Source organism: Amycolatopsis pretoriensis (genome assembly GCF_900107925.1).
GTDB classification, from domain to species: Bacteria; Actinomycetota; Actinomycetes; order Mycobacteriales; family Pseudonocardiaceae; genus Amycolatopsis; species Amycolatopsis pretoriensis.
Map to the genome: position 1 here is coordinate 765,969 of NZ_FNUJ01000001.1, position 24,796 is coordinate 790,764.

Genomic DNA, 24,796 nt, shown 5'->3' on the forward strand with positions numbered 1-24,796 from the left:
CACTCACGACCTCGTAGCCGGCGCGGCTAGCTCGGGAGGGGACGGGCCGGATCGGCGAGGGCGTCCGCGTCCACCGTCCGTCCACTGCGGATCAGCTCGCGGACCGCGTCGAGGCCCTCGTCCCACTGGTTCACGTGCAGGCCCGCGACGACCCGGCCGCCCGCCAGCCAGAACGCGTGGAACGCCTCGTCCGACCCGCGGGTGACCACGCGGTCGTACCCGCCGGGCGGGAACCAGCCGGTGAACTCCATGCCCACGTCGTACTGGTCGGAGAAGAAGTACGGCAGGTCGTCGTAGCTCACTTCGCGCCCCAGCATCGACAACGCCGCCGCCGGGCCGCCGTTCGTGGCCGCCGCCCAGTGCTCCACGCGGATCCGGCGGTCGTACGCCGGGTGCCACGCGCTCGCGACGTCGCCCGCGGCGAACACGTCCGGGTCCTCGGTGCGCAGCGAGGCGTCCACGCAGACGCCGTCGTCGACCGCCAGCCCGGCTTCCTCGGCCAGCTGCGTCTCCGGCCGCGCGCCGATCCCGACGATCACCACGTCGGCCGGGATCTCGCCGGCTTCGGTCTGCACCGCGGTGACCGACGCGTCGCCCGCGAAGCCTGTCACGCCGGTGCCGAGCCGCAGGTCGACGCCGTGCTTGCGGTGCAGCTCGGCGAAGAACCCGCCCAGCTCGGGCCCGAGCGTCGCGTGCAGCGGCGACGGGCTCGGCTCGACGATCGTCACCTCGCAGCCGTAGGTCCGGGCCGCGGCCGCGGTTTCCAGGCCGATCCAGCCCGCGCCCGCCACGACGACCCGGCCGCCCGCGGCCAGCGCGTCGCGCAGCCGGTCGGCGTGGGCGAGGCGGCGCAGGTAGTGGACGCCCTTGAGGTCGTTGCCCGGCACGCGCAGCCGCCGCGGCGACGCCCCGGTCGCCAGCAGCAGCTTCGTGTAGCCGAGGCGTTCGCCGCCCGCCAGCTCGATTTCGTGGGCGGCGCGGTCCAGGGCCGTGACGCGCCGGCCGGTCAGCACCTCGATGCCTTGGTCGGCGTACCACTTCTCGTCGTGGACGAAGACCGACGCGCGGTCGTCCTGGCCGAGCAGGTACCCCTTCGACAGCGGCGGCCGCTCGTAGGGCAGGTCCGGCTCCGCGCCGACGAGCATGACCCGCCCGGCGAACCCTTCCGCCCGCAGCGTTTCCGCGGCCTTCGCGCCGGTCAGCCCGGCGCCGGCGATGACGAACGCGTCCATCAGGCACTCACCCCGGTCAGCGCGAAGAACTCCTGGCGGGTCTTGGGTTCCTCCCGCAGCAGGCCGTGCAGCGACGACGTCACGGTGAGCGCGCCGGCCGCCCGCACCCCGCGCAGCGACATGCACAGGTGCTCGGCCTCGATCACGACGCCGACGCCCTTGGGCGCCAGGTGCTCCTGCAGCCAGTCGGCGACCTGCTTGGTCAGCCGCTCCTGCACCTGCAGGTCGCGCGCGAACATCTCGACCACGCGGGCGAGCTTCGACAGGCCCAGGATCCGCTCGCCGGGGAGGTACCCGACGTGCGCGACGCCGCGGAAGGGCAGCAGGTGGTGCTCGCACAGCGACTGCACCGGGATGCTCTTCGCGAGCACGAGCTCGTCGTAGCCCTCGTCGTTGGGGAACGTCGTGAGCTGGAAGTCGCGCGGCTTCAGCATTTCCGCGTACGCGTTGGCCACCCGGCGCGGCGTGTCGCCCAGGTGCTCGGACGACGGGTCCTTGCCCAGGGCGCGCAGCAGGTCGGCGACCGCGCGTTCCGCCGCGGGCAGGTCCATCGCGTCCCGATCGTGGACGACACCCAGGTGCCGCAGCGGCACCGGTTCGCTGACGGGTTCGACGGTCACAGGAAGCCTCCTTCTAAAACCAAGACGTGCCGACGTTAGAAGCCCGCAGGGGTTTTCGTCAACGGTTGTTTGTTTTAGAGTGCTCGGATGCACAAGTCCCAGGCCGGCGCGCTGGCCGCGGTGGCGGCGCTCGACGAGCCGACGCGCCGGCGGCTGTACGAGTACGTCGTCCGGCGCCCGCAGCCGGTCAGCCGCGACGACGTCGCCGCGGCGCTCGCCGTGCCCCGCGCGACCGTCGCCTTCCACCTCGATCGCCTGGTGGAGGAGCAGCTGCTGGTCGTCGAGTACGAGCGCCGCAGCGGCCGCACCGGTCCGGGCGCGGGCCGTCCGGCCAAGCTCTACCGCCGGTCGGATCGCCAGGTGAGCGTTTCGGTGCCCGAGCGGCACTACGAGCTGGCCGGCGAACTCCTCGCGTCGGCGATCGAGGAAGCCGACGAGACCGGCGGTTCGGCGCGCGAGATCCTGAGCCGCCGCGCCCGTGAGCACGGCGTGGGACTGGCGGCTCCGGACGTCGTCGGCGCGCTGGAGGAGCACGGGTTCGAGCCGCGGGTGGAAGGCGACGACGTGCTGCTCGGCAACTGCCCGTTCCAGCGGCTGGCCCGGACGCACACGCGACTGGTCTGCGAGATGAACCTGGGGTTGGTCGAGGGGCTGCTCGACGGGGCGGGCGAGAGCCGGCTGCGGGCTCGGCTGGACCCGCAGCCCGGGTTCTGCTGCGTGCGGCTCGCGCCCGCCTGACGTCAGCCGCGGACGGCGAGGACGAGGAGGAACGCGCCGAAGCCGACGAGGGCCGCCGAGGCGACGCGGTGGAGGCTTCGGCCGCGCAATCGCCTCGCCAGCCGCGTGCCCAGCAGCGTTCCCGCGCCCGCCAGGATCCCCAGCACGGTGCCGAGTCCGAAGTGGACGGACCCGTGTGCCGCGTAGCCGAGCGTCGCGAAACCCACCAGGGGCAGCTGGATCAGCTGGCCGGCCGCGATCGTGGTCAACGCGGGCACGCCGAGGGCCAGCAGCACCGGGACGAGCAGGACGGGCCCGCCGGTGCCGGTCAGCGCCGAGCCGAACCCGACGGCCGCGCCGACCGCGACGGCCGCCGGGGCGGGCAGCTCCCGGGATTCCCGCGGGCGCGCCCAGAGGTTGAAGGCGCCGGAACCGGCCGTCACCACGGCGAGGAAGAGCCAGAGCGCCGTCGCCGGGACGACGCCGTTGACGAGGGCCCCGGCCGCCGCGGCGGGGGCCGCGCCGAGCGTGAGCCACCCGCCGAAGCGCCACGGCATCGCCTGGTGCCGGGCGTAGGCCGCGGTGCCGACGAGCCCGGTGAAGAGGAAGGCCCAGCTGCTGGTGCCCGCCGCCGAGTGGACGTCGAGCCCACCGAGCCAGGTCAGCGCGGGCGGCAGCAGGACGCCGCCGATGCCGATCGCCCCGATGAAGACGCCGACCGGCACGGCCAGCAGCAGAACGACCACCACGACGCCGACGCTAACACGCCGTGAATGGCACATTCACGGACCAAGTGTCCGTGAATGTGCCATTGACGGACTCCTACTTGGCCGGCACGACCCCGAGCTGCCCGGCGACACTCGTCGTGATCGCGCTCGCGCCGATCTCCGTGCCCGGCTTGATCCACGGCTCGTCCGGCTCCGCGCCCGCGACCTGGCGCTCGCCGATGAACTGCCCGGTCACCGGGTCGATGATCAGCTGGCGGATCTCGTGGCGGTCGTCGAGGCCGAGGGCGACGCCAGTACGGCCGTCGAGGTTCGTCTCCGCCGCCAGGACCGTCATGCCCGGGATCTTCGCCAGCGCCCGGTACCACTGCGCGCGCAGCTGCGCCGGCATCACGCCGGCGCGGAGGATCTCGATGCCGTAGTGGAACATCGCCCGGGGCGTCGAGCCGCGGCCCGCCGTCAGCGCCCGCAGCTTCGCGTACAGCGCCGCCGGGTCGTGCGGCAGCGTCGCGTAGAACGCCGGGCTGTCCCAGTCGGCCGGGTCGTCGCACTTCTTGGCCGGCTTGGACTTCGGGAAGAAGTCGCCGCAGCGGCCCTGCCACTGGCCCTGGTCGGTGTCCGTGACCTCCGGGACCGGTGCCTGCGCCTGCGGCACCGAGCCGCCCAGGAACTTCCCGGGGTTCAGGATCTTGCGGTTCTCCTGCCAGACGTCGTGCGGGTCGGCGGGGATCCAGCGGTCGACCTGCTGTTCGGCCAGGTAGGTGTACCCGGTCGTCTGGCCCATCTGGACGCCGCGCTGCACCCACGTGTGCTCCGCGACGAAGCGGAACTGCCCGGGGCCGACGGGCTGATCGGTGGCCCCGACGCTGAGGTCGGCCGCCCGGTTCAGCACCTGCGCCGCCGACATCAGCTTGATGTCGGGCCAGTTCGCGGTCGGGTTCGAAGTGGGCTTCGCGCTCGGCGACGCGGCCCGCGGGACGTCCGGCGCCGGCGTCGAACCGGTCTGGACGACGACGGCCACCGTGACCGCCCCGGCCACGGCGGCGGCGACGGGCACGGCGATCCACCGGCGGGACCGCTTCGGCCGCAACGGGACGACAGCGGGCGCGGCGTCCAGCTCGGCCATGAGCCGCGCCCGGGCGGCGGACAGGTCGGCCGGCGCCTTGCGGGCGTCGCGGTGGAGCAGCTCGAGGGTTTCGTCGAGCTCACGCATGGGGGTTCTCCTCGGTGGGGACGAGCAGGGCCTGGAGGCGGTGGCGGACGCGGTGCAGGCGCGAGCGCACGGTGCTGGCGGGCACGCCGAGCGCTTCGGCGACTTCGGCCGGTTCGAGCCCGGCCCAGGACGTGAGCAGCAGGACGTCACGGTCCTGTTCGGACAGGGCGGCGAGCTCACCGGCGAGGACGCGCAGGCGAGCGGCCGCGTCGACCCGGCCGGCGACCGCGGTGTCGTGGTTCTCCTCCGGACGATCTTCGGCGCCCGCCTTCGCGGTCAGCTGGAAGCCGCGCACCTCCTGGCGCAGGTGGTTGCGCAGCAGGTTGGTGGCGATCCCGTAGAGCCAGCCGCGGATGGGCGCCTGCGCGGGGTCGTAGCTGGCGCGTCTTCGCAGCGCGACGACGAAGGTCTCGGCCACGAGGTCGTCGGCGGCGTGCACGCCCACCCGGCCCGCGAGGTACCCGCGCAGGGGATGGGCGTACTCGTCGAAGAGCCGCGAGAAGACCTCTTTCGGATCCTTCGCGGCGAGGTCGGGCCGGTCGAGCCGTTCCACGATTCTGGTCACGCTACTGGTTGTCGCGACCCCTCGCCCGCGTCCCCGGTCGCCCGCTCGGATGAGACCCACGCCACATCGGGCGAACAGCGGCGGTGGGTGCGGACAACAGGGGGTATGGAGTCGCGAGGCGCGGTGCTGCTGGCCGGGGCGTGCGCGGGGGTGGTGGTGGCGATGCTGGTCGTGGCCGCGGCGGTCCGGCCACCGGCGCCGGCCGCGCCACCGGCCGAGCCGCCGCTGACGACGAGCGTGGCGACGACGGCGACGTCCGCACCACCGGAGTCGACGAGGAAGCGCCCGGCGGCGGGTGCCTCGCGCGGTCCCGGGCGCTCGGTGGCCGGCGCGCCGCCGATCGGGACCGGCGCGGCGGTGGCGGCAACCCCCGCGCCGCCCACCTCGGCGCGGCTCGGCCGGTCCTGACGCGGTCCGCCGAGCCGCTCCCGGGTCGAGGTGGCGGCCGGTGTGGCCCGGCGTCCATCGGTGACGGGCCGTTCGGCGGTACGGTCTCCCCGGTGGTGACGCGCGAGGTGAAGGGGGCCAGGGTGGTGGACCGGGCGAAGCCGGGGGAGCAGGCCAGGACGTCGGCCCCGGGGCCGCGGCAGCCCAGCCTGGCCGACGTCGCCGGCATGGCCGGGGTCTCGCACATGACCGTCTCGCGGGTGGTGAACGAAAGCGGCCCGGTGCGCCCGGAAACCCGCGAACGCGTCCTCGCCGCGGTGCACAAGCTCGGCTACCGGCCCAACACCGCCGCGCGGACGCTGGTCACCGGCCGGTCGGGCACCCTCGGCGTCGTCGCGCTGGAGTCGAACCTCTACGGCCCGGCGAGCACCCTGTACGGCATCGAAAACGCCGCACGCGAGGCCGGCTACGGCGTCGCGATCTGCAGCGTCACCCGGCCGGGCCGGACCTCGATCGGCGACGCGGTGGAAAGCCTGCGGCGCCAGGCGGTCGAGGGGATCGTCGTGATCGCCCCGCACGTGACGGCCGGGCGGGCGCTGGCGGCGGTGCCGGGCGACATCCCGGTGGTCGCGGTCGGCGGCGGCGAGTCGGCGCCGGTGCCGGTGATCTCCGTCGACCAGTACGACGGCGCCCGCCGCGCCACCGAGCACCTGCTCGCCCTGGGGCACAAGACGGTCTGGCACCTGGCGGGCCCGGAGGACTGGCTGGAAGCCCGCGACCGCGAACGCGGCTGGCGCGAGACCCTCGAGCGGCGCGGCCTGCGGGTCCCGGCGGTCGTGCGCGGCGACTGGAGCCCGCGCTCGGGCTACGAGGCCGGCCGGGCGCTCGTCGGCAAGCGCGGGCTCAAGGCGGTGTTTTCGGCCAACGACCAGATGGCGCTCGGCCTGCTGCGCGCGTTCACCGAGGCCGGCATCCGGGTCCCGGAGGACGTCCAGGTGGCGGGCTTCGACGACGTCCCCGAGGCGGCGTACTTCACCCCGCCGCTGACGACGGTCCGCCAGGACTTCATCGAGGTCGGCCGGAAGACGTTCGGGCTGCTGGAGGACCGCATGGCCGGCGGCGACGTCGGCGCGCGGCACCTGGTGCCGGCCGAGCTGATCGTGCGGGAGAGCACCGGCCCCCGCTGACAAACGCCAGGAAAGGGTCGTTCATGTCGTCCGACGCCATGAACGACCCTTTCATGGCCTGCCGGATTGAGTGTTAACGCTAACACAACCGACGCACTGATCCATCCCGGTGTTGTATCTTGACCGCTTCTGTGCGATCGGCAAAGGATCGTGTTCGGTTCAGTGCCGTTCCTGGAGGTCCCCGCATGCGTGCCGTCGTCCGGACCCTGCTCGTCGCCGTGCTCGCCTTCGTCGGGGTGACCGTCCCGCCGGCCACCGCGGCCCCGCCCCCGCCGAAGGCCGCCCACACCGTCACCTACGACGGCTACTCCTTCCTCGTCGACGGCAACCGCACCTACCTCTGGTCCGGCGAGTTCCACTCCTACCGCCTCCCCAGCCCCGACCTGTGGCTCGACATCTTCCAGAAGATGAAGGCCGCCGGGTTCAACTCCACGTCGCTCTACTTCGACTGGGGCTACCACTCGCCGCGCCCGGGCGTCTACGACTTCACCGGCGTCCGCGATCTCGACAAGCTCCTCGACGCCGCGCAGCAGGCCGGCCTCTACGTCATCGCCCGGCCCGGGCCCTACATCAACGCCGAGGTCGACGGCGGCGGCTTCCCGACCTGGCTGTCCACCACCCCCGGCCACACCCGCAGCGCCGATCCCGTCTACCTGAAGTACTCCGACGAGTGGCAGACGCAGATCGACCGGATCATCGCCCGCCACCAGCTCACCGACGGCACCGGCAGCGTGCTCGCCTACCAGGTCGAAAACGAGTACTACAACGGCAACGCCGACGGCCGCGCGTACATGAAGCACCTCGAGGACAAAGCCCGCGCCGACGGCATCACCGTTCCCCTGGTGGGCAACAACAACGGCACCTTCAACGCCGGCGAGGCCGCGCTCGACGTCGACGCCGCCGACTCCTACCCGCAGGGCTTCGACTGCTCCAACCCCACGCGCTGGAACGGCGTCCCCGACATCAGCTACGACCACGTCCCCGGCAAGCCGCTGATCACCGCCGAGTTCCAGGGCGGCGCCTTCGACCCGTGGGGCGGGCCCGGCTACGAGAAGTGCGCGCAGCTGATCAACGACCAGTTCGCGAACGTCTTCTACAAGCAGAACATCGCGGTCGGCGCGACCGGCCAGAGCTTCTACATGCTGCACGGCGGCACGTCGTGGGGCTGGAGCGCGATCCCGCAGAACTACACGTCCTACGACTACGGCGCCGCCATCACCGAAGGCCGCCAGTTCGACCCGAAGTACGACGAGGACAAGCTGATCGGCTACTTCACCCAAGCCGTGACGCCGTTGACCAAGACCGACGGGCTGGCCCAGGCACCGCTGACCGATCCGGCGCTCACCGACACCGCGCGGATCAACCCGGACACCCGCACGCAGTTCCACACCCTGCGTCACACCGATTCGACGTCCACCGCCACGAACACCACCACGATGGCGCTCGACCTCGCCGCGCACGCCGGCTACACCTACGACGACCGCGCCGCCGAGGCCGGGTACACCGGCACCTGGAGCCACGTCGGGCCCGAGGTGAACTACACCGGCGGCGACTACCAGCACACCGAATCGTTCTCCGAGGTCACCGGCGACAGCGTCAGCATTCCCTTCACCGGCACCGGGATCCGCTGGGTGACGTCGAAGGACGGCAACCACGGCATCGCCGACGTCTACCTCGACGACGCGAAGGTCAGCACCGTCGACCTCTACGCGGCGAGCAAGCAGAACCAGGTCACCGGCTACGAGGTCCGCGGCCTGCCCGCCGGGGCGCACACGCTCAAGATCGTCGTCACCGGGCAGAAGAACGCGAGCGCGACCGGGCCGTTCGTCGTCGTGGACGCCGTCGACCTGCTGAGCGGCAGCGGCGACTACTACCCGGTCGTCCCGCAGCAGCCCGGCGCCGGGATCACCCTGAACGGCCGCCAGTCGAAGATCGTCGTCGCCGGCTACGACCTGGGGCGGACGCGGATGCAGTACTCGACGTCGGAGATCATGACGAACGCGACCATCGGCGGCCGGGACGTCGCCGTCCTCTACGGAGACAAGGGCGGACCGGGCGAAACCGTCCTGCGGTTCGCGAAGCAGCCGGCCGTGCAGGTCCTCGGCGGCAGCGCGACGTCCACCTGGGACGCCACCCGCGGCGACCTGCGGCTGAACTACACCCACGACGGCCTGACCCGCGTGCTGGTCACCGCTCCCGGGCAGCGGCCGCTGCTCCTGCTGCTCGCCGACAAGGCGACGGCGGCGACCTTCTGGCGCCAGGACACCGCGGCGGGCCCGGTGCTGGTCCGCGGCACGCACCTGGTGCGGACCAGCGCCGACGACCACGGCACGCTGAACCTGACCGGCGACACCGGCACCGACGGCGCGTTCGAGGTCTTCGCGGCCGAGAAGTCGTTGTCGTGGAACGGTTCCCGCGTCGCGACGCGGCCGACGTCGAGCGGCAGCCTGACCGCCGCCGCGCCGACCGCGAAACCGGTGACGCTGCCCGCGCTGACCGGGTGGAAGCACCAGCAGGAATCACCCGAGAGCCAGCCGGGCTTCGACGATTCGGCGTGGCGGGTGGCCGACAAGGACACCACCAACAGCTCGACCACGCTCGGCACCAAACCCGTGCTGTTCGCCGACGACTACGGCTTCCACACCGGCAACACGTGGTACCGCGGCCGGTTCACCGCCGACGGCAAGCAGACCGGGATCACGGTGTCGAGCCAGAGCGGCGGCCCGGCCGGCGCGTTCTCGGCGTGGCTCAACGGCGTCTTCCTCGGCAGCTCGACGGATCCGCAGCACACTTTCCCCTTCCCGGCGGGATCGCTTAAGCAGGGCGAGAACGAGATCTCCGTGCTGACCGTGAACATGGGCCACGAGGAGGACTACGGCGCGAACAACGGCAACAAGGCCGCGCGGGGGCTCACTTCGGCGCGGCTGACCGGGGCGCCGCTGACGTCGGTGACCTGGCGGCTGCAGGGCGTCCGCGGCGGCGAGACCGGGCTGGACCCGGTCCGCGGCCCGCTCAACACCGGCGGCCTGTACGGCGAGCGCGCGGGCTGGTCGCTGCCCGGTTTCCCCGACGCGCGCTGGACGTCGGCGTCGCTGCCGGCGAAGGACACGACCCCGGGCGTGTCCTGGTACCGCACCACCGCGGACCTGGACCTGCCGCGCGGCCAGGACACCTCGCTCGGCCTGACGATCACCGACGACCCCGCGCGGCAGTACCGGGCGCTGCTCTTCGTCAACGGCTGGCAGCTCGGGCAGTACGTCAACTACCTCGGGCCGCAGCACAGCTTCCCGATCCCGAACGGAATCCTGAACCCGAACGGCCACAACACGATCGCGGTCGCCGTGTGGAACCTCGACGGCAGCACCGGCGGGCTCGGCAAGATCACGTGGACGAACTACGGCAGCTACCGCTCGCCGCTGACCGTGCGGCAGAACGCCTCGCCGGGCTTCGACCCCGCGCGATACGCGATGCCGGCCGCGCCGGCCACGACCGTGGCGCTGACCGCGCCGGACACGGCGTCAGGCGGGCAGCGGTTCACCGCGTCGGCGACGGTCCGGGTGGCCGCGGGCGCCCCGCCGGCGTTCGACGTCAAGCCGGTGCTCACCGCGCCGGCCGGGTGGACCGTCGGCGCGGCCTCCCCGCCGTCGGTGGCGAAGCTCGACGGCGGCGCGGCGGCGACCTTCACCTGGCCCGTCACCGCTCCCTCCACAGTGGACACCTCCGCGCTGAAGGTGGCGGTCGCGTACCGGCAGACCGGACGGGCGGGGACGGCGTCGGACGAACGGATCGTCGGCGCGGTGCCGCCCGCGCCGCCGGCCGGGCAGGTGGCCGTCAGCTCGCTGCCCTTCCTGACGGCGACCAACGGCTGGGGTCCCGTCGAGCGGGACACGAGCAACGGTGAGGCGGGCGCCGGCGACGGCAAGCCGATGACCATCGGCGGGGTGGCGTACGCGAAGGGGCTGGGTGCGCACGCGGCGAGCGACGTCCAGCTCTACCTGGCCGGCGCCTGCACCCGCCTGACCGCCTCGGTCGGTGTCGACGGCGAAACGGGCACCGGCGGCAGCGTGAGCTTCGGCGTTTCGGTGGACGGGGCGACGAAGGTCACGACACCGGTGGTCCGCGGTGGCCAGGCGGCGGTGCCGATCGACGTCGACGTCACCGGCGCGCAGGTCCTGGACCTGCTGGTCGGCGACGGCGGGGACGGCAACGGCAACGACCACGCGGACTGGGCGCTGCCGACGCTGACCTGCGCTACGCCGCCTGCCGGGTGACTTCCGGGAGGGGCCGGACGAAGAACGTCGTCCGGACCTCCCGGCGTTCCTTCCACAGGTGGTACAGCGCGAGCCCGAAGATGACCGAGCCCAGCACGTTCGCGACGAAGTGCCACCAGACGCGGTAGGTGGTCAGGCCGGGACCGGGGTCCACCAGGCCGAAGAACGTCGAGAGACCGATGGCGCGCGAACCGAACGCCACGGACAGCGTCAGGACCAGGTGTTCGAGCCCGTGCAGGCCCTGCATCCAGACGCCCATCTTCGCCCAGCGGCGGGCGCGGGTCTTCAGCGCCCGCCGCGTGATCACCATGACCCCGGCCAGCCCGGCGAGGAAGATGAAGTTGCCGGTGAGGTGCAGCAGTTCCATCCCGAACGTCTTGCGGTCCGGCAGCAGCATCTGCAGGCCGTCGGCGAGGCCGGTGCCCCAGGGCGTCATCCACGCGGCGGAGTTCGGGTGCCCGAGCCAGTAGCCGGCCTGGGCGACGTGCTCCTGGACGTGGCCGAGCTGCCCGAGGACGCCGACGCCGATCACGGCGACCGAGCCGCGGTACACCCACGGCCGCACCGGGCCGCGGTTCGCGTACGCGAGCACCCCGACCGCGGCCCACATGGCCAGCGCCCAGAGCACGAGCAGCGTCGCGCCCGCGACCTCCCAGCCGGACATCGTCCCCATCGGCATGGTCATGGCCGCCTCCCGTCCGCGTCCCGCCCAGGCTAGCCGCGGAACGGGCCGCCGAACGTCTCCGTCCGTGCGGCCGCGAACCGGGCAAAGCGTTGCAGAGCAATGGTTTCCCGCTCAAGACAGGACAAGCCGGACGGCGAGGGCGGTGATCACCGCGCTGGAGACCAGCGCCGTCACCAGCCGGCCCCGCGGTCCCGTGAGGACGCGCCCGAGCAACGCCCCGCCGCCGGCCAGCAGTGCTTGCCAGCTCGCCGACGCGACGGACGCCGCGACCACGAACACGACCTGCTCGAGCACCGACACCGCGTCCCCGGCGCGGTCGCCGACCACCAGGGCGGTGAAGTAGACGACCGTCGTCGGGTTCACCAGCGTGATGCCGAGCAGGCTGACGTACGCGCGGCCCGGCGCGAGCGGGGTCACGGGCCGGGCCGCCGGCGCCCGGTGCGAGCGCAGCGCCAGCACGGCGCCGCGGATCGCCAGCACGACCAGGATCGCGGCCGACACCAGCCGCAACGGCTCCGCGACCGGGGCGATCACGCCCGCGATCGCGGCGCCGCCGAGCACCGCGACCAGCGCGTACACCCCGTCGGCCGTCGCGACGCCGAGCGCCGCGGCCAGGCCGGTCCGCAGCGACGTCCGGGCGGTGAGCGCGACGAGGTACGTCGCGACCGCGCCGACCGGGATCGCGATGCCGTAGCCGGCCAGCAGGCCGGCGAGCAGCGCGCCCGTCACGGCACTGGGGTGATCGACCTCCGCGGGCGGCACGGCTGCTGCTGGACCGGCGCGGTGGTCGCGGCGACGGTCGGCAGGAGCGGTGTGCGGTAAGAGGTCATGCGCAGATGGTGTAGCCGCGGGCCCGGCTGGGCAACCCGATTTCCAGCCGGTGCGCACGGGGCGCCTGTGCTTGAATCGGCCGGGGGACCGGCCGACGCGAGAAAGGGTTTTCACGATGCGGGTCGACCTCAGCGGGAAGACGGCCCTGGTCACGGGGTCCACCCAGGGCATCGGCTCGGCGATCGCGGCGGGGCTCGCCGCCGCGGGCGCGCGGGTCGCGATCAACGGCCGGAGCGAGACCGGGGTCGCGAAGGCCATCGCGCGCCTGAAGGAGGACCAGCCGGACGCCGACCTGGTCCCGGCCCCGGGTGACGTCTCGGACGAAGCCGGCGCCGCCCAGGTCGTCGAAGAGGTGCCGGACGCCGACATCCTGGTCAACAACCTCGGCATCTTCGGCGCGCAGGAGCCCCTCGACATCACCGACGCCGACTGGCGGCGCTACTTCGAGGTCAACGTCCTGGCCGCGGTGCGGCTCACCCGCGCCTACCTGCCCGGCATGACCGGCCGCGGCTGGGGCCGGATCCAGTACATCGCCAGCGATTCCGCGGTCGTGATCCCGGCCGAGATGATCCACTACGGCGTCTCGAAGACGGCGTTGCTCGGGGTTTCGCGCGGGTTCGCCAAGCACGCGGCCGGCACCGGCGTCACGGTGAACGCCGTGATCGCGGGCCCGACGCACACCGGCGGTGTCGAGGACTTCGTCTACGAGCTGGTCGACAAGGACCTGCCGTGGGAGGAAGCCCAGCGCGAGTTCATGAAGGAGCACCGGCCGCAGTCGTTGCTGCAGCGGCTGATCGAACCCGAAGAGATCGCGAACCTGGTGGTGTACCTGAGTTCCCCGTTCGCCTCGGCGACCACCGGCGCGGCCGTGCGCGTCGACGGCGGGTACGTCGACTCGATCGTGCCGTAGGCCCGCTCCCGCCCGGGCGCACGGGGGAGACCCGGGTGGGAACGGGGGTTTCGGGGCCGGTACGGGGGCCGCCTCGCGGCGGAAGGCACGACACGGCTCCAGCGCTACCGGTATTCCGTGAAGGCAAGGGGTGAGGCCCGGGGGCACCGCCGTACCGACACCCAGTACAACGCTTCGCCGGTTCCGGTGTTCCGCGGGCGGGAGTGACGTGCGTCGCCGCCGTCCGGGGTACCCCGCGCAGGGGTCGCCCGGACGAGCGCGCCGGCTGTCGCGTCCGGCGCGCGTGGGTCATGATCGTTTTCATGGACCACATCGAGACGCCCGCCAAACCCGCAAGCGGCCTGCGCCGGGTGCTCCTCGCCGCGGCGGCGGGCGCGTTGCTCGCCGCCGCGGCCTGGGTGGCGCTCTGGCTCGCCATGCACCTGTGACCTACGGCGTGACCGGGATGTTCGTCAGTCCCGCCGTCGCGTTCGCGACCGTGTTGGACGCGTACACCACGTTCGGGTTCGCCGCGCACTTGGACACCGAGCTGATCTTGATCGCGTAGGCGCCCACGCCGCCGAGATCCGACTTGTTGCCGCGCCACACGTTCCCGCAGCCGTTGTCGAACGACGGGGACGTGCTCGTGTTGTGGTTCTCGTAGCCGTTGGCGAACACCCCCGGCGACGCGAACGTGCCCGTGTTGTTCTCGATCGTGTAGCCGATCCCCTTGACGTCGATCCAGGAGTCCGCCGAGTTCTCGCCCGAGATGCCGCGGCCGTCGAACGTGTTGCCGCGGATGACGCCGTCGAACGTGCCTTCCTTGACGTCGATGGGTTCCGCCGCGATGAACGGGCCGATGTGGTTGTCCAGCACCTGGATCCGGTCGCCGCGGTCGACGCCGCCGGAGTTCCCGTGGCAGGCCCAGTTCGAGTTGGCCGAGCCGAGGTAGACGCCCTCGCCGTAGCCCGGCTGCACCAGCCCGGTGTAGGTGATCGTCGAGTTCTTCAGCACGCTGTCGGCCGACGAACGGCGGAAGTGGATCGCCTCCTCGTCGACGTGGTTGACGTTCACGCCGTCGATCGTCGTGTGCGGCGAGTCGTCGGCGACGATGCCCTTCTTCGACTCCTGCACGGTGAAGCCGACGAGGTTCCAGTACGGCGCGCCGGAGAGCCAGAGGCCGTACCCGGAGTCCCAGCCCGCGGTCGGGGCGGGGCAGTCCGGCGCGTCGCCGCTCGGGCCGTCGTTGATCAGGATCGCGTCCGACGGACCCGAAAGGGTGATCGGCTTGGCCGCCGTGCCCGCCTTCGTCGTGACGAACGACCCGCGGTAGGTGCCGGCCGCGAGCTTGATCGCCTGGCCGGGCGCCGCGTCGGCCAAGGCGGCCTGCAGTTGCGCGGCCGTGGAGACGTTCACGGTGTCCCCGGCCGGCGGGGGAGTCGTGGTGGTCGTGGGCGGTCGGGTGCTGGTCGTCGTCGGGGTGGTGGTGACCGGGCCGCCGCCGGCGCACGGGAGGCCGTTGACCGTGCAGCCGGCGGGCAGCCCGGAGCCGGCGACGTTGAAGCCGAAGTTCGCGGTGGCGCCGGGCTTGACCGTGCCGTTGAAGCCCGCGTTGGTGAACTTGTAGTGCTGCCCGCTTTGCGTCTTGACCGAGCTCCACGAGCTGGTCACCGCCGTGCCGGCCGGCAGGTCGAATTCGACGGTCCAGCCGGTGGCGGGCGCGTCACCGCGGTTGGTGATCGTGTAGCCGGCGCCGTAGCCGCCGGTCCAGATCGACGTCTGCGCGAAGGTGGCGGACAGGTTCGCCGCGGCGGCCTGGGCGCCGACCGCGCCGGTCACCGCGAGTGCGGCCGAGAGGGTGGCGGCGCCGAGGAGGACGGCACGACTGCGTGGGGACACCAAAGGCCTCCGAAAGGGACAGCGGAGGTGTTGCGGCGTACACCCGGACGTTCCCTTTATAGGTGAGCCTCCCGGAAGCGTCAATGGGCTGAATAGCGGTCACATATCTGAATCTGTCAGCCGGTAACGCTCGGCGCACCCGTCTCGAGGTGCCCGCTGAAGCGGCGGAGGAACTTCGGGTCGGCGTCGAGCGTCGCGGACAGGTCGTACCAGCCGTTCCCGTACGCGACCGGGTTCCACTCGTCGGTCACGGTCTGGCCCGCGGCCAGCGCGTACGTCCACGGGCCGTCCGTGCGGTAGTGGTTCGCGGTGATCGTGACGCGCACGGCTGTCGTCCCGCCGTTGCGCATCGTCAGGCGCAGCTTGTTCTCGGTCGTGTAGCTCCCCAGGACGTCGACCCCCGCGCCCGCGCTGTTCGCGTCCCCGGCGAGGACCCAGCGGAACCGGTTGGGGCCGTGCACCGCGACGCCGTACTTGCCGCCGCCGTAGAGCTGGATCCGCCAGGTGTCGCTCACCTGCGCGCCGGGCGCGAGGTCGTACGGCCACGGGCCGTCGGTCTGGCCGTCGTTGCGGTAGGCCAGCAGCTGCACGGCCGCCGTGCCCTGGTTGGCGAACGTCGTGGTGAGGATCTTGCGGTCGGCGCTCAGCGACGTCGCGACCGACGGCCGGTAGGGCAGGGCCCGGGCCGGGCGCGTGCCGTCCTCCTGGACCGGGACCTGCTGCTTCCCGGTCGCCGGCGGGGCCGGCTTCGGCAGCTTCTTCTGGGTGTCGTCGGCCTGCTTGCGCAGCGCCGCGGTGTCCGGCAGCAGCGGGATCTGCGTGTTCGGGGTGCCGAAGTCGAAGCACGTCATGAGGTCGCCGCAGAGCGCGCGTCGCCACGCGCTGATGTTCGGCTCGGCGACGCCGGTCCAGCGCTCGAGGAACCGGATGACCGACGTGTGGTCGGTGACCTCGGAGCTGACCCAGCCGCCGCGGCTCCACGGCGAGATCACCGTCATCGGCACGCGGGCGCCGAGCCCGATCGGCTTGCTGCCGATGTACTCGCTCGCGGTGCCGCTCGGCGCGATCGGCGGGGCGACGTGGTCGAAGAAGCCGTCGTTCTCGTCGTAGTTGATGAGGACCACAGTGGACTCCCACAGCTTCGGGTTGGCCCACAAGGCGTTCAGCACGGTCTGGGTGTACGCGGCGCCGTCGACCGGGCGTGCTTCGGGGTGCTCGCAGTAGCCGTAGGGCGCGACGACCCACGAGACGCGGGGCAGCGATCCGCTCGCGCAGTCGGCCTTGAACTCGGCGAGCACGTGGTCGACGTTCTTGCCCTGGCCCGAATCCGGGCCCCACGTCTTGAACACACTGGCCCGTTGGGACAGCTCGGAGTTGTAGTCCTGGTGGTAGGCCTTGAACAGCCACAGCGGGTTGTCGCCGTAGTCGCCGACGAACGAGCCGCCCGCGTCGCCGACCTCCTTGTTGGCGTACACCTTCCACGAAACGCCCTGCTGCTGCAGGCGTTCCGGGTAGGTCGTCCAGCTGAAGACGGGCTTGTAGTCGGCGGGGTTGTAGTTCGCCGGCCCGCCCGCCCGGCCGTCGGCGTCGATCGTGCCGGTGAACAGGTAGAGCCGGTTGGGCGTGGTCGGGCCCTGCACCGAGCAGAAGTAGTGGTCGCACACCGTGAACGCGTCGGCCAGCGCGCGGTGGAACGGGATGTCCCCCTGGCCGAAATAGCCCATGGTCATCTCGCCCTTGGCCGCGACCCACGCGTTGTTCGCGCCACCGGCGATCGCCTGGTGCTGGTCGGCCCAGCCGTGGCCGAGGTCGCCGAGGTCCTGACCGTCCACTTTGGTCGTGTCCACCCGGAACGGCAGCAGGTACTTCCCGTCGCCGCGCCCGGAATCGGGCTGGTGGAAGACGTCCAGGCCTCCTGGCTGCACGATCGCCGATCGGTCGCCGTAGCCGCGGACGCCTTTCATCGTGCCGTAGTAGTGGTCGAAGGAGCGGTTCTCCTGCATGAGGACCACGACGTGCTCGACGTCCGAGAGGCTGCCCGGCACGCGAGGTTCGGCGAGGGCTTCGGCCATGCCGGGCGGGAGGGCGCCCAGGGCGCCGGCGGCGGCGACCCCGCCGAGGAAGGTGCGTCGGGTGAGCTCGTGCGGGTCGGCCATCACGGGAGCCTCCTGGGGACCTCGGCAGGGCAGCGCCAGCGTAGGTACTCCGAGCCGCTCGGTGACACCGACGAAGGTACGTAATCACACAGCGTGAAGTTCACGCGCTGTTCGGTTCGCGGCCCGCCGGGGTGACACTTTCCGGTGACCCGGAGCTGAACGCGGTCCGGACGGGGAATCTTGATCACCACACACCCCTGACGCGCAGGGGAGATTGCGGAAGGAGAGCACGATGAAGACCCGAATCGCTTCCCTGGCGGCGGCCGCTGCGCTCACGATTTCCGCGGTGGTCGCCGCGGCGGCTCCGGCGTCGGCCGACCCGGTGCCGGGCAGCGCCACCCAGTTCTACGCCTACTGCTCGGTGGACCTGCTCGGCGTACCGGTCGCCTGCACGCCGACCGACGAGGCGCACTCGACGCACATCTGCCAGTACCTGGCCACGCCGCTGGGCATCGGCCTCGACTGCATCCAGCGCTCGGCCGCCTGAGTTGCCCGAAAGTACCCGGTGGTCCGGACCATCGGGTACTCGTCGGAAAATGTCCGACCGGATAGCCTTGTTCTTCGCCATCGACCCGTTCATACTTTGTTGTGTTCGACAACAAATAGGGTGCCGGTGAGCCGCCAGCCGTCGCCCGCGGAACGGAAGGGGCGACGACGATGTCGACCAGGAACTCCGCCCGATGGCGGCGGACCGCCCGCCTGCTGGTGGCGCCCGCGGCGCTGCTCGTGGCCGGTGCCGTGCTGACCGCGCCGCAGAGCCAGGCTGCGCCCGCCCAGACCCTTGCGAGCTTCGGCGACGACTTCGACGGCCCGGCGGGCAGCGGGGTCGACGGCTCGAAGTGGGGCCACGAAACCGGCGACAACGTGAACAACCACGAGCGCCAGTGGTACACCGACGGCACCGCCAACGCGGTACTCGACGGCCAGGGCCACCTCGTGATCACCGCGAAGAAGGAGAACAGCGGGAACAACTGCTGGTACGGCGCCTGCGAGTACACCTCGGCGCGGCTCAACACCTCCGGCAAGTTCACCGCGTCCTCCGGGCACGTCGAGGCCCGGATGAAGCTGCCGCGCGGGCAGGGCATGTGGCCCGCGTTCTGGATGCTCGGCTCCGACATCGGCAGCGTCGGCTGGCCGCAGTGCGGCGAGATCGACATCATGGAGAACGTCGGGTTCGAGCCGAACACCGTGCACGGCACCATCCACGGCCCGGGCTACTCGGGTTCGGGCGGCATCGGCGCGCCCTACGACGGCCCGAACTTCTCCGACGACTTCCACACCTACGCGATCGACTGGTCGCAGGACAAGATCGTGTGGTCGGTCGACGGCAACGCCTACCAGACCCGCACGCCGGCCGACGTCGGCGGCAACCAGTGGGTGTTCAACCACGGCTTCTTCGTGATCCTGAACCTCGCGGTCGGTGGTTACTGGCCCGGTGACCCCGACGGCAGCACCCAGTTCCCGCAGCAGCTCGTGGTCGACTACGTCCACGTGAGCTGAGCGGTCCGGACCAGCGGGACCGGCTCCTCCCCGTGCGCGGCGGAGAGGAACCGGTCCCGCGCCACGTCTTCTGGTACAGAATCCGGACATTCCTGGTTCAGACCTGTCGAACAACCCCGACGGCCCGGCGATCTTCCCCGGACACAGTGACGGAGTGCGCTGAGAAAGCGCCCCGGCACCCGGAGGAGACCCATGGCCCGTACCCGCATCCCACCCGTCGTCGGCGGGATCGCCGCCGCCGTCGCGGTGGCGCTCGCCGTGGCCTGCTGGGTCCTCTTCCCGCCCACCGTCGACGGCTACGCCAGTGCCCGGCCCGCCGTCGACCTCGCGCTGCCGTGGCCCGACGGCGGGCAGGCGAGCGCCGAGGTCCAGGGCCTGGGCTCGCTCGGCAGCCGCGGGGAGCGGCGGCCGGTGCCGATCGCGAGCGTCACCAAGGTCATGACCGCCTACGTGGTGCTCAAGGACCACCCGCTCGCCCCGGGCGACGCGGGCCCGATGATCACCGTCGACGACCAGGCCGAAGCCGAGTCGGCGTCCCGCGAGGAGTCGACCGTGACCTTGCGGGCCGGGCGGCAGGTGAGCGAGCGGGACCTGCTGGCGCTGATGCTCGTGCCGTCCGGCAACAACGCGGCCCGGCTGCTCGCGCGCTGGGACGCCGGCAGCCAGGAGGACTTCGTCGCAAAGATGAACCGCGAGGCCGCCGCGCTCGGCATGAGCGACACGACCTACACCGGTGCCAGCGGGGTCGAGGACTCGACGACGAGCACCGCCACCGACCAGCTGCGCCTGGCGCGCGAGGTGATGCGCAACGCCGTGATCCGCGAGATCGTCGCCACGACGAACCTCCGCGTCGACGGCGTGCCCGGAGTCGTCAACACCAACACCCTCCTCGGCTCCGACGGCGTGATCGGGCTGAAGACCGGTTCGTCGACCGCCGCCGGCGGGGCGCTGATGTGGGCGGCGAAGGGCCCGGGCGGCGCGCTCATCCTCGGCGTCGTCCTGCACCAGAACCCCGGCGGCAGCCCGGCGCAGGGGCTGCGGGCCGCTTTGGAGAACAGCCGGACGCTCATCGCCGCGATCCAGCGCGAACTGCCGGCGGCCACGCGATGACGGCGGTGCTCGAGACGGCGCCGGACCGCGGAACCTGGCGGCGTGGCCGCGTGATCGCGGCGTTTTCCGCACTGACGGCGCTTCTGCTGCTCGCGCATCGACTGGTGCCCAACTGGGTCGGCAACGCCGGCAGCCTGCTGGAGACGTTCCTGCCGTGGACCGCCCTGCTCGTGCTCCCGCTGCTCGTGGCGGCGCTGCTCCGGCGTTCGGCGCTCGCGCTCGTTTCGCTGCTGCTGCCGGCGCTGGTGTGGGGCGGGTTCTTCGGCGGCAGGTTGTCCGACAAGACCGAAGCGGGCGGCGACCTGACGATCGTGTCGCACAACGTCAACGACGAGAACCCGGACCCGGCCGGCACCGCGCGGGCGCTGGCCGCGACCGGCGCGCAGGTGATCGCCTTGGAGGAGCTGAAGAAGTCCGAGATCCCGAAGTACGAAGACGCGCTCGCCGCGGCCTACCCGCACCACTCGGTGCAGGGCACGGTCGGGATCTGGAGCACTTTTCCGCTGGGTGACACGAGACCGGTCGCGATCATGCCGTGGACCCGCGCGCTGCGGACCACAGTGGACACTCCGAAGGGCCCGGTGGCGGTGTTCGTCGCGCACCTGCCCTCGGTGCGCGTCCGGCTCGACTCGGGCTTCACGGCGAACGGCCGCGACGAAGCGATCGGCCTGCTCGCCGACGCGTTGGCGGGAGAGCGGTCGTCGCGCACGGTGCTGGTCGGCGACTTCAACGGCACGGCGGACGACCGGGCCCTGGAGCCGATCACCGCGCGGCTGCGGTCCGCGCAGGAGCAGGCCGGCGACGGCTTCGGCTTCAGCTGGCCGGCCGGGTTGCCGATGGCGCGGATCGACCAGATCTTCGTGGCGGGGGTGCGGCCGACCGCGTCGTGGACCCTGCCGGCGACGGGCAGCGACCACCTCCCGGTGGCGGCTTCACTCGCCCTCTGACCCCCCGGTTTGTGCACCTGAACACCCCGCTCACGCCCCTTCCGGTGAATTCCCCACGGCGCCCTCCGCTGGTCGGCGGCGGTGCCGGGCGCTGAACGCACGTGACTAGACCGTTACGCGACCCAGGCTTGACCCCGCCGGTGTTATCGCTAACACTGACTCCTCGCCGCCACCCGAACGGGTGACGGTGACCACTGTGACTGCCACAGCGAAGCGAGCGGGAAGGGGATGCCGGTGGCCGAACGACCCCGCTCCGGCGGCCCCGTCAGGGTGACCGCCGGCACGCGGCAGCCCAGCCTGACCGACGTCGCCGGCGTGGCGGGCGTGTCGCACATGACCGTCTCCCGGGTCATCAACGGGACCGGCCCGGTGCGGCCCGAAACCCGCGCCCGGGTGCTCGCCGCGATCGAGGAACTGGGCTACCGCCCGAACTCCGCGGCCCGCGCGCTGGTCACCGGGCGCACCGGGACGCTCGGCGTCGTCGCGCTCGAGTCCAATCTGTACGGTCCGGCCAGCACGCTCTACGGCATCGAGAACGCCGCCCGCGAAGCCGGGTACGCGATCACGATCTCCAGCGTGAGCCGGCCGGGCCGGTCGTCGATCGCCGACGCGGTGGAGAACCTCCGCCGCCAGGCCGTCGAAGGCATCATCGTCATCGCCCCGCACGTCACCGCCGGCCGGGCCCTGGAAGCCGCCCCCGCGGACTTCCCGGTCGTCGCGGTCGGTGGCGGCGAGGCGGCACCGGTTCCGGTCATCTCCGTCGACCAGCGCGACGGCGCCCGCCGCGCCACCGAACACCTGCTGGCCCTCGGGCACCGGACCGTCTGGCACGTCGCCGGACCCGAGGACTGGCTGGAGGCCCGCGACCGCGAAGCCGGCTGGCGGGAAACCCTCGAACGCCACGGCGCGAACATGCCGCGGGTGATCCAAGGTGACTGGAGCTCGCGCTCCGGCTACGAGGCGGGGCGATCCCTCGCCAAGGAACGCGACCTCGACGCCGTCTTCGCCGGCAACGACCAGATGGCGCTCGGCCTGCTGCGCGCCTTCGCCGAAGCCGGCGTCTCGGTGCCGCGGGACGTGCGCGTCGCGGGCTTCGACGACGTCCCCGAGGCGGCGTACTTCACGCCGCCGCTGACCACGGTGCGCCAGGACTTCATCGAAGTCGGCCGGCGCACGTTCGGCCTGCTCACCCAGCGGATGGACGGGGGTGACCGGCACGCGCGCGCCCTGGTCGTGCCCGAGCTGATCGTCCGCGAGAGCACCGGGCCGCGTTAGCACGGCGAACGCGCCCGGCAGAAGAAGACCAGCTCCGACTGTTAACGCTAACAAAATTGATCACCGTCGATCGAGGAGTGAACGTGCTGAAGAAGCGATGGGCCGCCGCGGCGGCCGCGGCGGCCGGACTCGTGCTGCTCACCGCCTGCGGGAGTGGTGGCTCTTCCGGTGGCTCCGGCGGGGCGATCACGCTCGGCTTCGCCCAGGTGGGCGCCGAGAGCGGGTGGCGGACGGCCAACACCAAGTCGATCCAGGACTCGGCCAAGTCCGCCGGCATCGAGCTCAAGTTCTCCGACGCGCAGCAGAAGCAGGAGAACCAGATCTCCGCGATCCGCTCCTACATCCAGCAGAAGGTCAAGGTCATCGCCTTCTCGCCGGTGGTGGAGTCCGGCTGGGACACCGTCCTCAAGGAAGCGAAGACGGCCAACATCCCGGTCATCCTCACCGACCGGGCGATCGACTCGCCGGACAAGTCGCTCTACAAGACCTTCCTCGGCTCCGACTTCATCGCCGAGGGCAAGAAGGCGGGGGAGTGGCTGACCAAGGAGTTCGGCAGCGCCACCGGCCAGGTCAACATCGTCGAGCTGCAGGGCACCACGGGTTCGGCGCCGGCCAACGACCGCAAGAAGGGCTTCGCGGACGTCATCGCGGCGGACCCGAAGTACAAGATCGTCGCGTCGCAGACCGGTGAGTTCACCCGCGCCAAGGGCAAGGAGGTCATGGAGGCCTTCCTGAAGTCCCAGCCGAAGATCGACGTCCTCTACGCGCACAACGACGACATGGCCCTCGGCGCCATCGAAGCGATCGAAGCCGCGGGCAAGGTCCCGGGCAAGGACATCAAGATCGTCTCGGTCGACGGCGTGAAGGACGCGCTGACGGCACTGGCCGACGGCAAGATCAACCACGTCGTCGAGTGCAACCCGCTGCTCGGCCCGCAGCTGATGGACCTGGTGAAGAAGGTCTCCGCCGGCGAGCAGGTGCCCGCCCGCATCGAGACCCAGGAAACCGAGTTCGACCAGGCGTCGGCGAAGGCCGCCCTGCCGCAGCGGCAGTACTGAGAGGTCCGTCGTGTCCACCGAACTGCTCACCATGACCGGCATCCGCAAGGAGTTCCCCGGCGTCCTCGCCCTCGACGGCGTCGACTTCCGCCTGTTCCCGGGCGAGGTCCACGCGCTGATGGGGGAGAACGGCGCCGGCAAGTCCACCCTGATCAAGGTGCTGACCGGGGTGTACGGGGTGGACGCGGGCACGATCACCCTCGCCGGGACCGCCGTTTCCTTCGGCGGCCCCGGCGAGGCGCAACAGGCCGGCGTCAGCACGGTCTACCAGGAGGTCAACCTCTGCCCGAACCTGTCCGTGGCGGAGAACGTCTGCCTCGGGCGGGAACCCCGCCGCTTCGGCCGCATCCAGTGGGGCCCGATGCGGCGGCGGGCCGAGGAGCTCCTCGCCCGCCTCGACGTCCACGTCGACGTCTCGGCCGAGCTGAGCACCTGCTCCATCGCCGTCCAGCAGCTCGTCGCGATCGCCCGCGCGCTCGACGTCGACGCGCGGGTCCTCGTCCTCGACGAACCGACGTCCAGTTTGGACACCGGCGAGGTCGAGCAGCTGCTGAAGGTCGTCCGGTCCCTGCGCGACGAAGGCCTGGCGATCCTGTTCGTCTCCCACTTCATCGACCAGGTCTTCGCCATCGCCGACCGGATGACCGTGCTGCGCAACGGAAAGCTGATCGGCGAGTACCGCACCGCGGACATCACGCCGGTCGAACTGGTCACCAGGATGATCGGCAAGGAGCTGCAGGTCCTCGAGGACCTGGAGGACTCCGGGCCCACCCGGGCCGAGGTCGCGGACGCGCCGGTGCTGCTGTCCGCAGAAGACCTCGGCCGCAAGGGCGGGGTCGAGCCGTTCACGCTCGACATCCACGCCGGCGAGGTCGTCGGCCTGGCCGGGCTCCTCGGCTCCGGGCGCACCGAACTCGCCCGGCTGCTCTTCGGCGCCGACCACGCCGACAGCGGATCCGTGCGGATCGACGGCGACACGACGTCGCTGCGCACCCCGCGCGCCGGGCTCGACCACCGGATCGCGTTCCTTTCGGAGAACCGCAAGTCCGAAGGGCTGGTCGAGGAGCTGACCGTCCGGGAGAACATCGTCCTGGCGCTGCAGGCCTCCCGCGGCTGGGCGCGGCCGCTGTCCCGCCGCCGTCAGGACGAGATCGCCGAGAAGTACGTCAAGGCGCTCGACATCCGGCCCGCCGACCCGGAAGCGCTGGTGGGCAACCTGTCCGGCGGCAACCAGCAGAAGGTGCTGCTGGCCCGCTGGCTCATCACCGAGCCGCGGCTGCTCATCCTCGACGAGCCCACCCGCGGCATCGACATCGGCGCGAAGACCGAGATCCAGCGGCTCGTCACGCAGCTCTCGGCCGACGGCATGGCCGTCGTGTTCATCTCCGCCGAGCTGGAGGAGGTCCTGCGGCTGAGCCACCGCGTCGTCGTGCTGCGCGACCGGAAAGTCGTGGCGCAGCGGGAAAACCAGGGACTCACCGCGGACGACATCATGGCCACGATGGCCGAAGGGGTGCAGGCGTGAAAGG

At 71.9% G+C, this 24,796-nt stretch carries 21 protein-coding genes and 1 pseudogene; 13 read left to right on the plus strand and 9 right to left on the minus strand.

From position 1 onward, the window contains the following. Positions 1-26 precede the first annotated feature (26 nt). Entirely contained in the window at positions 27-1,232 is a 1,206-nt protein-coding gene (locus BLV96_RS03735) for an NAD(P)/FAD-dependent oxidoreductase (RefSeq protein ID WP_208608124.1), read from the minus strand. Further along, entirely contained in the window at positions 1,232-1,852 is a 621-nt protein-coding gene (folE, locus tag BLV96_RS03740) for a GTP cyclohydrolase I FolE (protein ID WP_086682141.1), read from the minus strand. The genes BLV96_RS03735 and folE overlap by 1 nt, the downstream gene beginning before the upstream one ends. 87 nt (positions 1,853-1,939) lie before the next feature. On the opposite strand from folE, the gene BLV96_RS03745 reads away from it, so the two are divergent. After that, positions 1,940-2,590, plus strand: coding sequence for a helix-turn-helix transcriptional regulator (locus BLV96_RS03745; RefSeq protein ID WP_086682138.1), 651 nt, complete (start codon positions 1,940-1,942; stop codon positions 2,588-2,590). A 2-nt stretch (positions 2,591-2,592) separates the two neighbouring features. Here BLV96_RS03745 and BLV96_RS03750 read toward each other — a convergent pair whose 3' ends face one another. The 3 genes from BLV96_RS03750 to BLV96_RS03760 form a co-directional block, all read right to left on the minus strand. Next, positions 2,593-3,318 (minus strand): sulfite exporter TauE/SafE family protein, encoded by a 726-nt coding sequence (locus tag BLV96_RS03750; protein ID WP_158104220.1) that lies wholly within the window; start codon positions 3,316-3,318, stop codon positions 2,593-2,595. A 73-nt stretch (positions 3,319-3,391) separates the two neighbouring features. Further along, positions 3,392-4,507 (minus strand): CU044_5270 family protein, encoded by a 1,116-nt coding sequence (locus tag BLV96_RS03755; protein ID WP_169733314.1) that lies wholly within the window; start codon positions 4,505-4,507, stop codon positions 3,392-3,394. Beyond that, entirely contained in the window at positions 4,500-5,072 is a 573-nt protein-coding gene (locus tag BLV96_RS03760) for an RNA polymerase sigma factor (protein WP_086682131.1), read from the minus strand. The genes BLV96_RS03755 and BLV96_RS03760 overlap by 8 nt, the downstream gene beginning before the upstream one ends. 105 nt (positions 5,073-5,177) lie before the next feature. Here BLV96_RS03760 and BLV96_RS49675 point away from each other — a divergent pair, with 105 nt between their 5' ends. The 3 genes from BLV96_RS49675 (at position 5,178) to BLV96_RS03775 (ending at position 10,917) form a co-directional block, all read left to right on the plus strand. After that, positions 5,178-5,480: a hypothetical protein gene (locus tag BLV96_RS49675; protein ID WP_158104219.1), complete on the plus strand. Its 303-nt coding sequence runs from the start codon at positions 5,178-5,180 to the stop codon at positions 5,478-5,480. Positions 5,481-5,602: 122 nt separating this feature from the next. Further along, entirely contained in the window at positions 5,603-6,646 is a 1,044-nt protein-coding gene (locus tag BLV96_RS03770; protein WP_086682124.1) for a LacI family DNA-binding transcriptional regulator, read from the plus strand. 185 nt (positions 6,647-6,831) lie between these two features. Continuing rightward, positions 6,832-10,917 carry a beta-galactosidase gene (locus BLV96_RS03775; RefSeq protein ID WP_091388733.1) on the plus strand — a complete coding sequence of 1,362 codons (4,086 nt, stop codon included), beginning with the start codon at positions 6,832-6,834 and terminating at the stop codon, positions 10,915-10,917. On the opposite strand, the gene BLV96_RS03780 is transcribed toward BLV96_RS03775, so the two are convergent. Together BLV96_RS03780 and BLV96_RS03785 are read right to left on the minus strand one after the other, a co-directional pair. Continuing rightward, on the minus strand, positions 10,898-11,602 hold the full coding sequence (locus BLV96_RS03780) for a DUF6008 family protein (RefSeq protein WP_086684730.1): 705 nt from the start codon (positions 11,600-11,602) through the stop codon (positions 10,898-10,900). The two genes, BLV96_RS03775 and BLV96_RS03780, sit on opposite strands and share 20 nt — an antisense overlap. A gap of 111 nt (positions 11,603-11,713) precedes the next feature. Further along, the gene (locus BLV96_RS03785) at positions 11,714-12,331 is read right to left on the minus strand and encodes a LysE family transporter (protein ID WP_208608125.1); all 618 of its coding nucleotides are present in this window, start codon (positions 12,329-12,331) and stop codon (positions 11,714-11,716) included. 217 nt (positions 12,332-12,548) lie between these two features. Between BLV96_RS03785 and BLV96_RS03790 the strand changes: the two genes are divergently transcribed. Further along, positions 12,549-13,343: an SDR family NAD(P)-dependent oxidoreductase gene (locus BLV96_RS03790; RefSeq protein ID WP_086682798.1), complete on the plus strand. Its 795-nt coding sequence runs from the start codon at positions 12,549-12,551 to the stop codon at positions 13,341-13,343. Between the two features lie 302 nt (positions 13,344-13,645). Further along, the gene (locus BLV96_RS51175) at positions 13,646-13,771 is read left to right on the plus strand and encodes a hypothetical protein (protein ID WP_279627519.1); all 126 of its coding nucleotides are present in this window, start codon (positions 13,646-13,648) and stop codon (positions 13,769-13,771) included. A gap of 1 nt (position 13,772) precedes the next feature. On the opposite strand, the gene BLV96_RS03795 is transcribed toward BLV96_RS51175, so the two are convergent. After that, positions 13,773-15,221, minus strand: a complete 1,449-nt coding sequence (locus BLV96_RS03795; RefSeq protein ID WP_086679101.1) for a cellulose binding domain-containing protein — start codon at positions 15,219-15,221, stop codon at positions 13,773-13,775. A 116-nt stretch (positions 15,222-15,337) separates the two neighbouring features. Continuing rightward, positions 15,338-17,377 (minus strand): phosphocholine-specific phospholipase C, encoded by a 2,040-nt coding sequence (locus BLV96_RS03800; protein WP_086679100.1) that lies wholly within the window; start codon positions 17,375-17,377, stop codon positions 15,338-15,340. Between the two features lie 232 nt (positions 17,378-17,609). Here BLV96_RS03800 and BLV96_RS03805 point away from each other — a divergent pair, with 232 nt between their 5' ends. The 7 genes and pseudogenes from BLV96_RS03805 to BLV96_RS03835 all read left to right on the plus strand — a co-directional run bounded on the left by BLV96_RS03805 (position 17,610) and on the right by BLV96_RS03835 (position 24,792). Beyond that, positions 17,610-17,864: a hypothetical protein gene (locus tag BLV96_RS03805; RefSeq protein ID WP_086679099.1), complete on the plus strand. Its 255-nt coding sequence runs from the start codon at positions 17,610-17,612 to the stop codon at positions 17,862-17,864. A gap of 170 nt (positions 17,865-18,034) precedes the next feature. Beyond that, a pseudogene (locus tag BLV96_RS03810) lies at positions 18,035-18,874 on the plus strand (glycoside hydrolase family 16 protein); the annotation flags it as partial. Positions 18,875-19,069: 195 nt separating this feature from the next. Beyond that, positions 19,070-19,987, plus strand: coding sequence for a D-alanyl-D-alanine carboxypeptidase family protein (locus tag BLV96_RS03815; RefSeq protein WP_086679097.1), 918 nt, complete (start codon positions 19,070-19,072; stop codon positions 19,985-19,987). Further along, entirely contained in the window at positions 19,984-20,934 is a 951-nt protein-coding gene (locus tag BLV96_RS03820; protein ID WP_091388736.1) for an endonuclease/exonuclease/phosphatase family protein, read from the plus strand. The genes BLV96_RS03815 and BLV96_RS03820 overlap by 4 nt, the downstream gene beginning before the upstream one ends. 228 nt (positions 20,935-21,162) lie before the next feature. After that, complete coding sequence (locus tag BLV96_RS03825) at positions 21,163-22,209, plus strand: LacI family DNA-binding transcriptional regulator (RefSeq protein WP_244180029.1); 1,047 nt, start codon at positions 21,163-21,165, stop codon at positions 22,207-22,209. Positions 22,210-22,286: 77 nt separating this feature from the next. Next, positions 22,287-23,267, plus strand: coding sequence for an ABC transporter substrate-binding protein (locus tag BLV96_RS03830; protein WP_086682105.1), 981 nt, complete (start codon positions 22,287-22,289; stop codon positions 23,265-23,267). Between the two features lie 31 nt (positions 23,268-23,298). Further along, on the plus strand, positions 23,299-24,792 hold the full coding sequence (locus BLV96_RS03835; RefSeq protein WP_086682114.1) for a sugar ABC transporter ATP-binding protein: 1,494 nt from the start codon (positions 23,299-23,301) through the stop codon (positions 24,790-24,792). Positions 24,793-24,796 lie beyond the last annotated feature (4 nt).

Coding starts and splice junctions, on each gene's coding strand:
- BLV96_RS03735 (WP_208608124.1), bottom strand. CDS start 1,232: ATGGACGCGTTCGTCATCGCCGGCGCCGGGCTGACCGGCGCGAAGGCC.
- BLV96_RS03745 (WP_086682138.1), top strand. CDS start 1,940: ATGCACAAGTCCCAGGCCGGCGCGCTGGCCGCGGTGGCGGCGCTCGAC.
- BLV96_RS03755 (WP_169733314.1), bottom strand. CDS start 4,507: ATGCGTGAGCTCGACGAAACCCTCGAGCTGCTCCACCGCGACGCCCGC.
- BLV96_RS49675 (WP_158104219.1), top strand. CDS start 5,178: ATGGAGTCGCGAGGCGCGGTGCTGCTGGCCGGGGCGTGCGCGGGGGTG.
- BLV96_RS03775 (WP_091388733.1), top strand. CDS start 6,832: ATGCGTGCCGTCGTCCGGACCCTGCTCGTCGCCGTGCTCGCCTTCGTC.
- BLV96_RS03780 (WP_086684730.1), bottom strand. CDS start 11,602: ATGACCATGCCGATGGGGACGATGTCCGGCTGGGAGGTCGCGGGCGCG.
- BLV96_RS03790 (WP_086682798.1), top strand. CDS start 12,549: ATGCGGGTCGACCTCAGCGGGAAGACGGCCCTGGTCACGGGGTCCACC.
- BLV96_RS51175 (WP_279627519.1), top strand. CDS start 13,646: ATGGACCACATCGAGACGCCCGCCAAACCCGCAAGCGGCCTGCGCCGG.
- BLV96_RS03800 (WP_086679100.1), bottom strand. CDS start 17,377: ATGGCCGACCCGCACGAGCTCACCCGACGCACCTTCCTCGGCGGGGTC.
- BLV96_RS03805 (WP_086679099.1), top strand. CDS start 17,610: ATGAAGACCCGAATCGCTTCCCTGGCGGCGGCCGCTGCGCTCACGATT.
- BLV96_RS03815 (WP_086679097.1), top strand. CDS start 19,070: ATGGCCCGTACCCGCATCCCACCCGTCGTCGGCGGGATCGCCGCCGCC.
- BLV96_RS03820 (WP_091388736.1), top strand. CDS start 19,984: ATGACGGCGGTGCTCGAGACGGCGCCGGACCGCGGAACCTGGCGGCGT.
- BLV96_RS03825 (WP_244180029.1), top strand. CDS start 21,163: ATGCCGGTGGCCGAACGACCCCGCTCCGGCGGCCCCGTCAGGGTGACC.
- BLV96_RS03835 (WP_086682114.1), top strand. CDS start 23,299: ATGACCGGCATCCGCAAGGAGTTCCCCGGCGTCCTCGCCCTCGACGGC.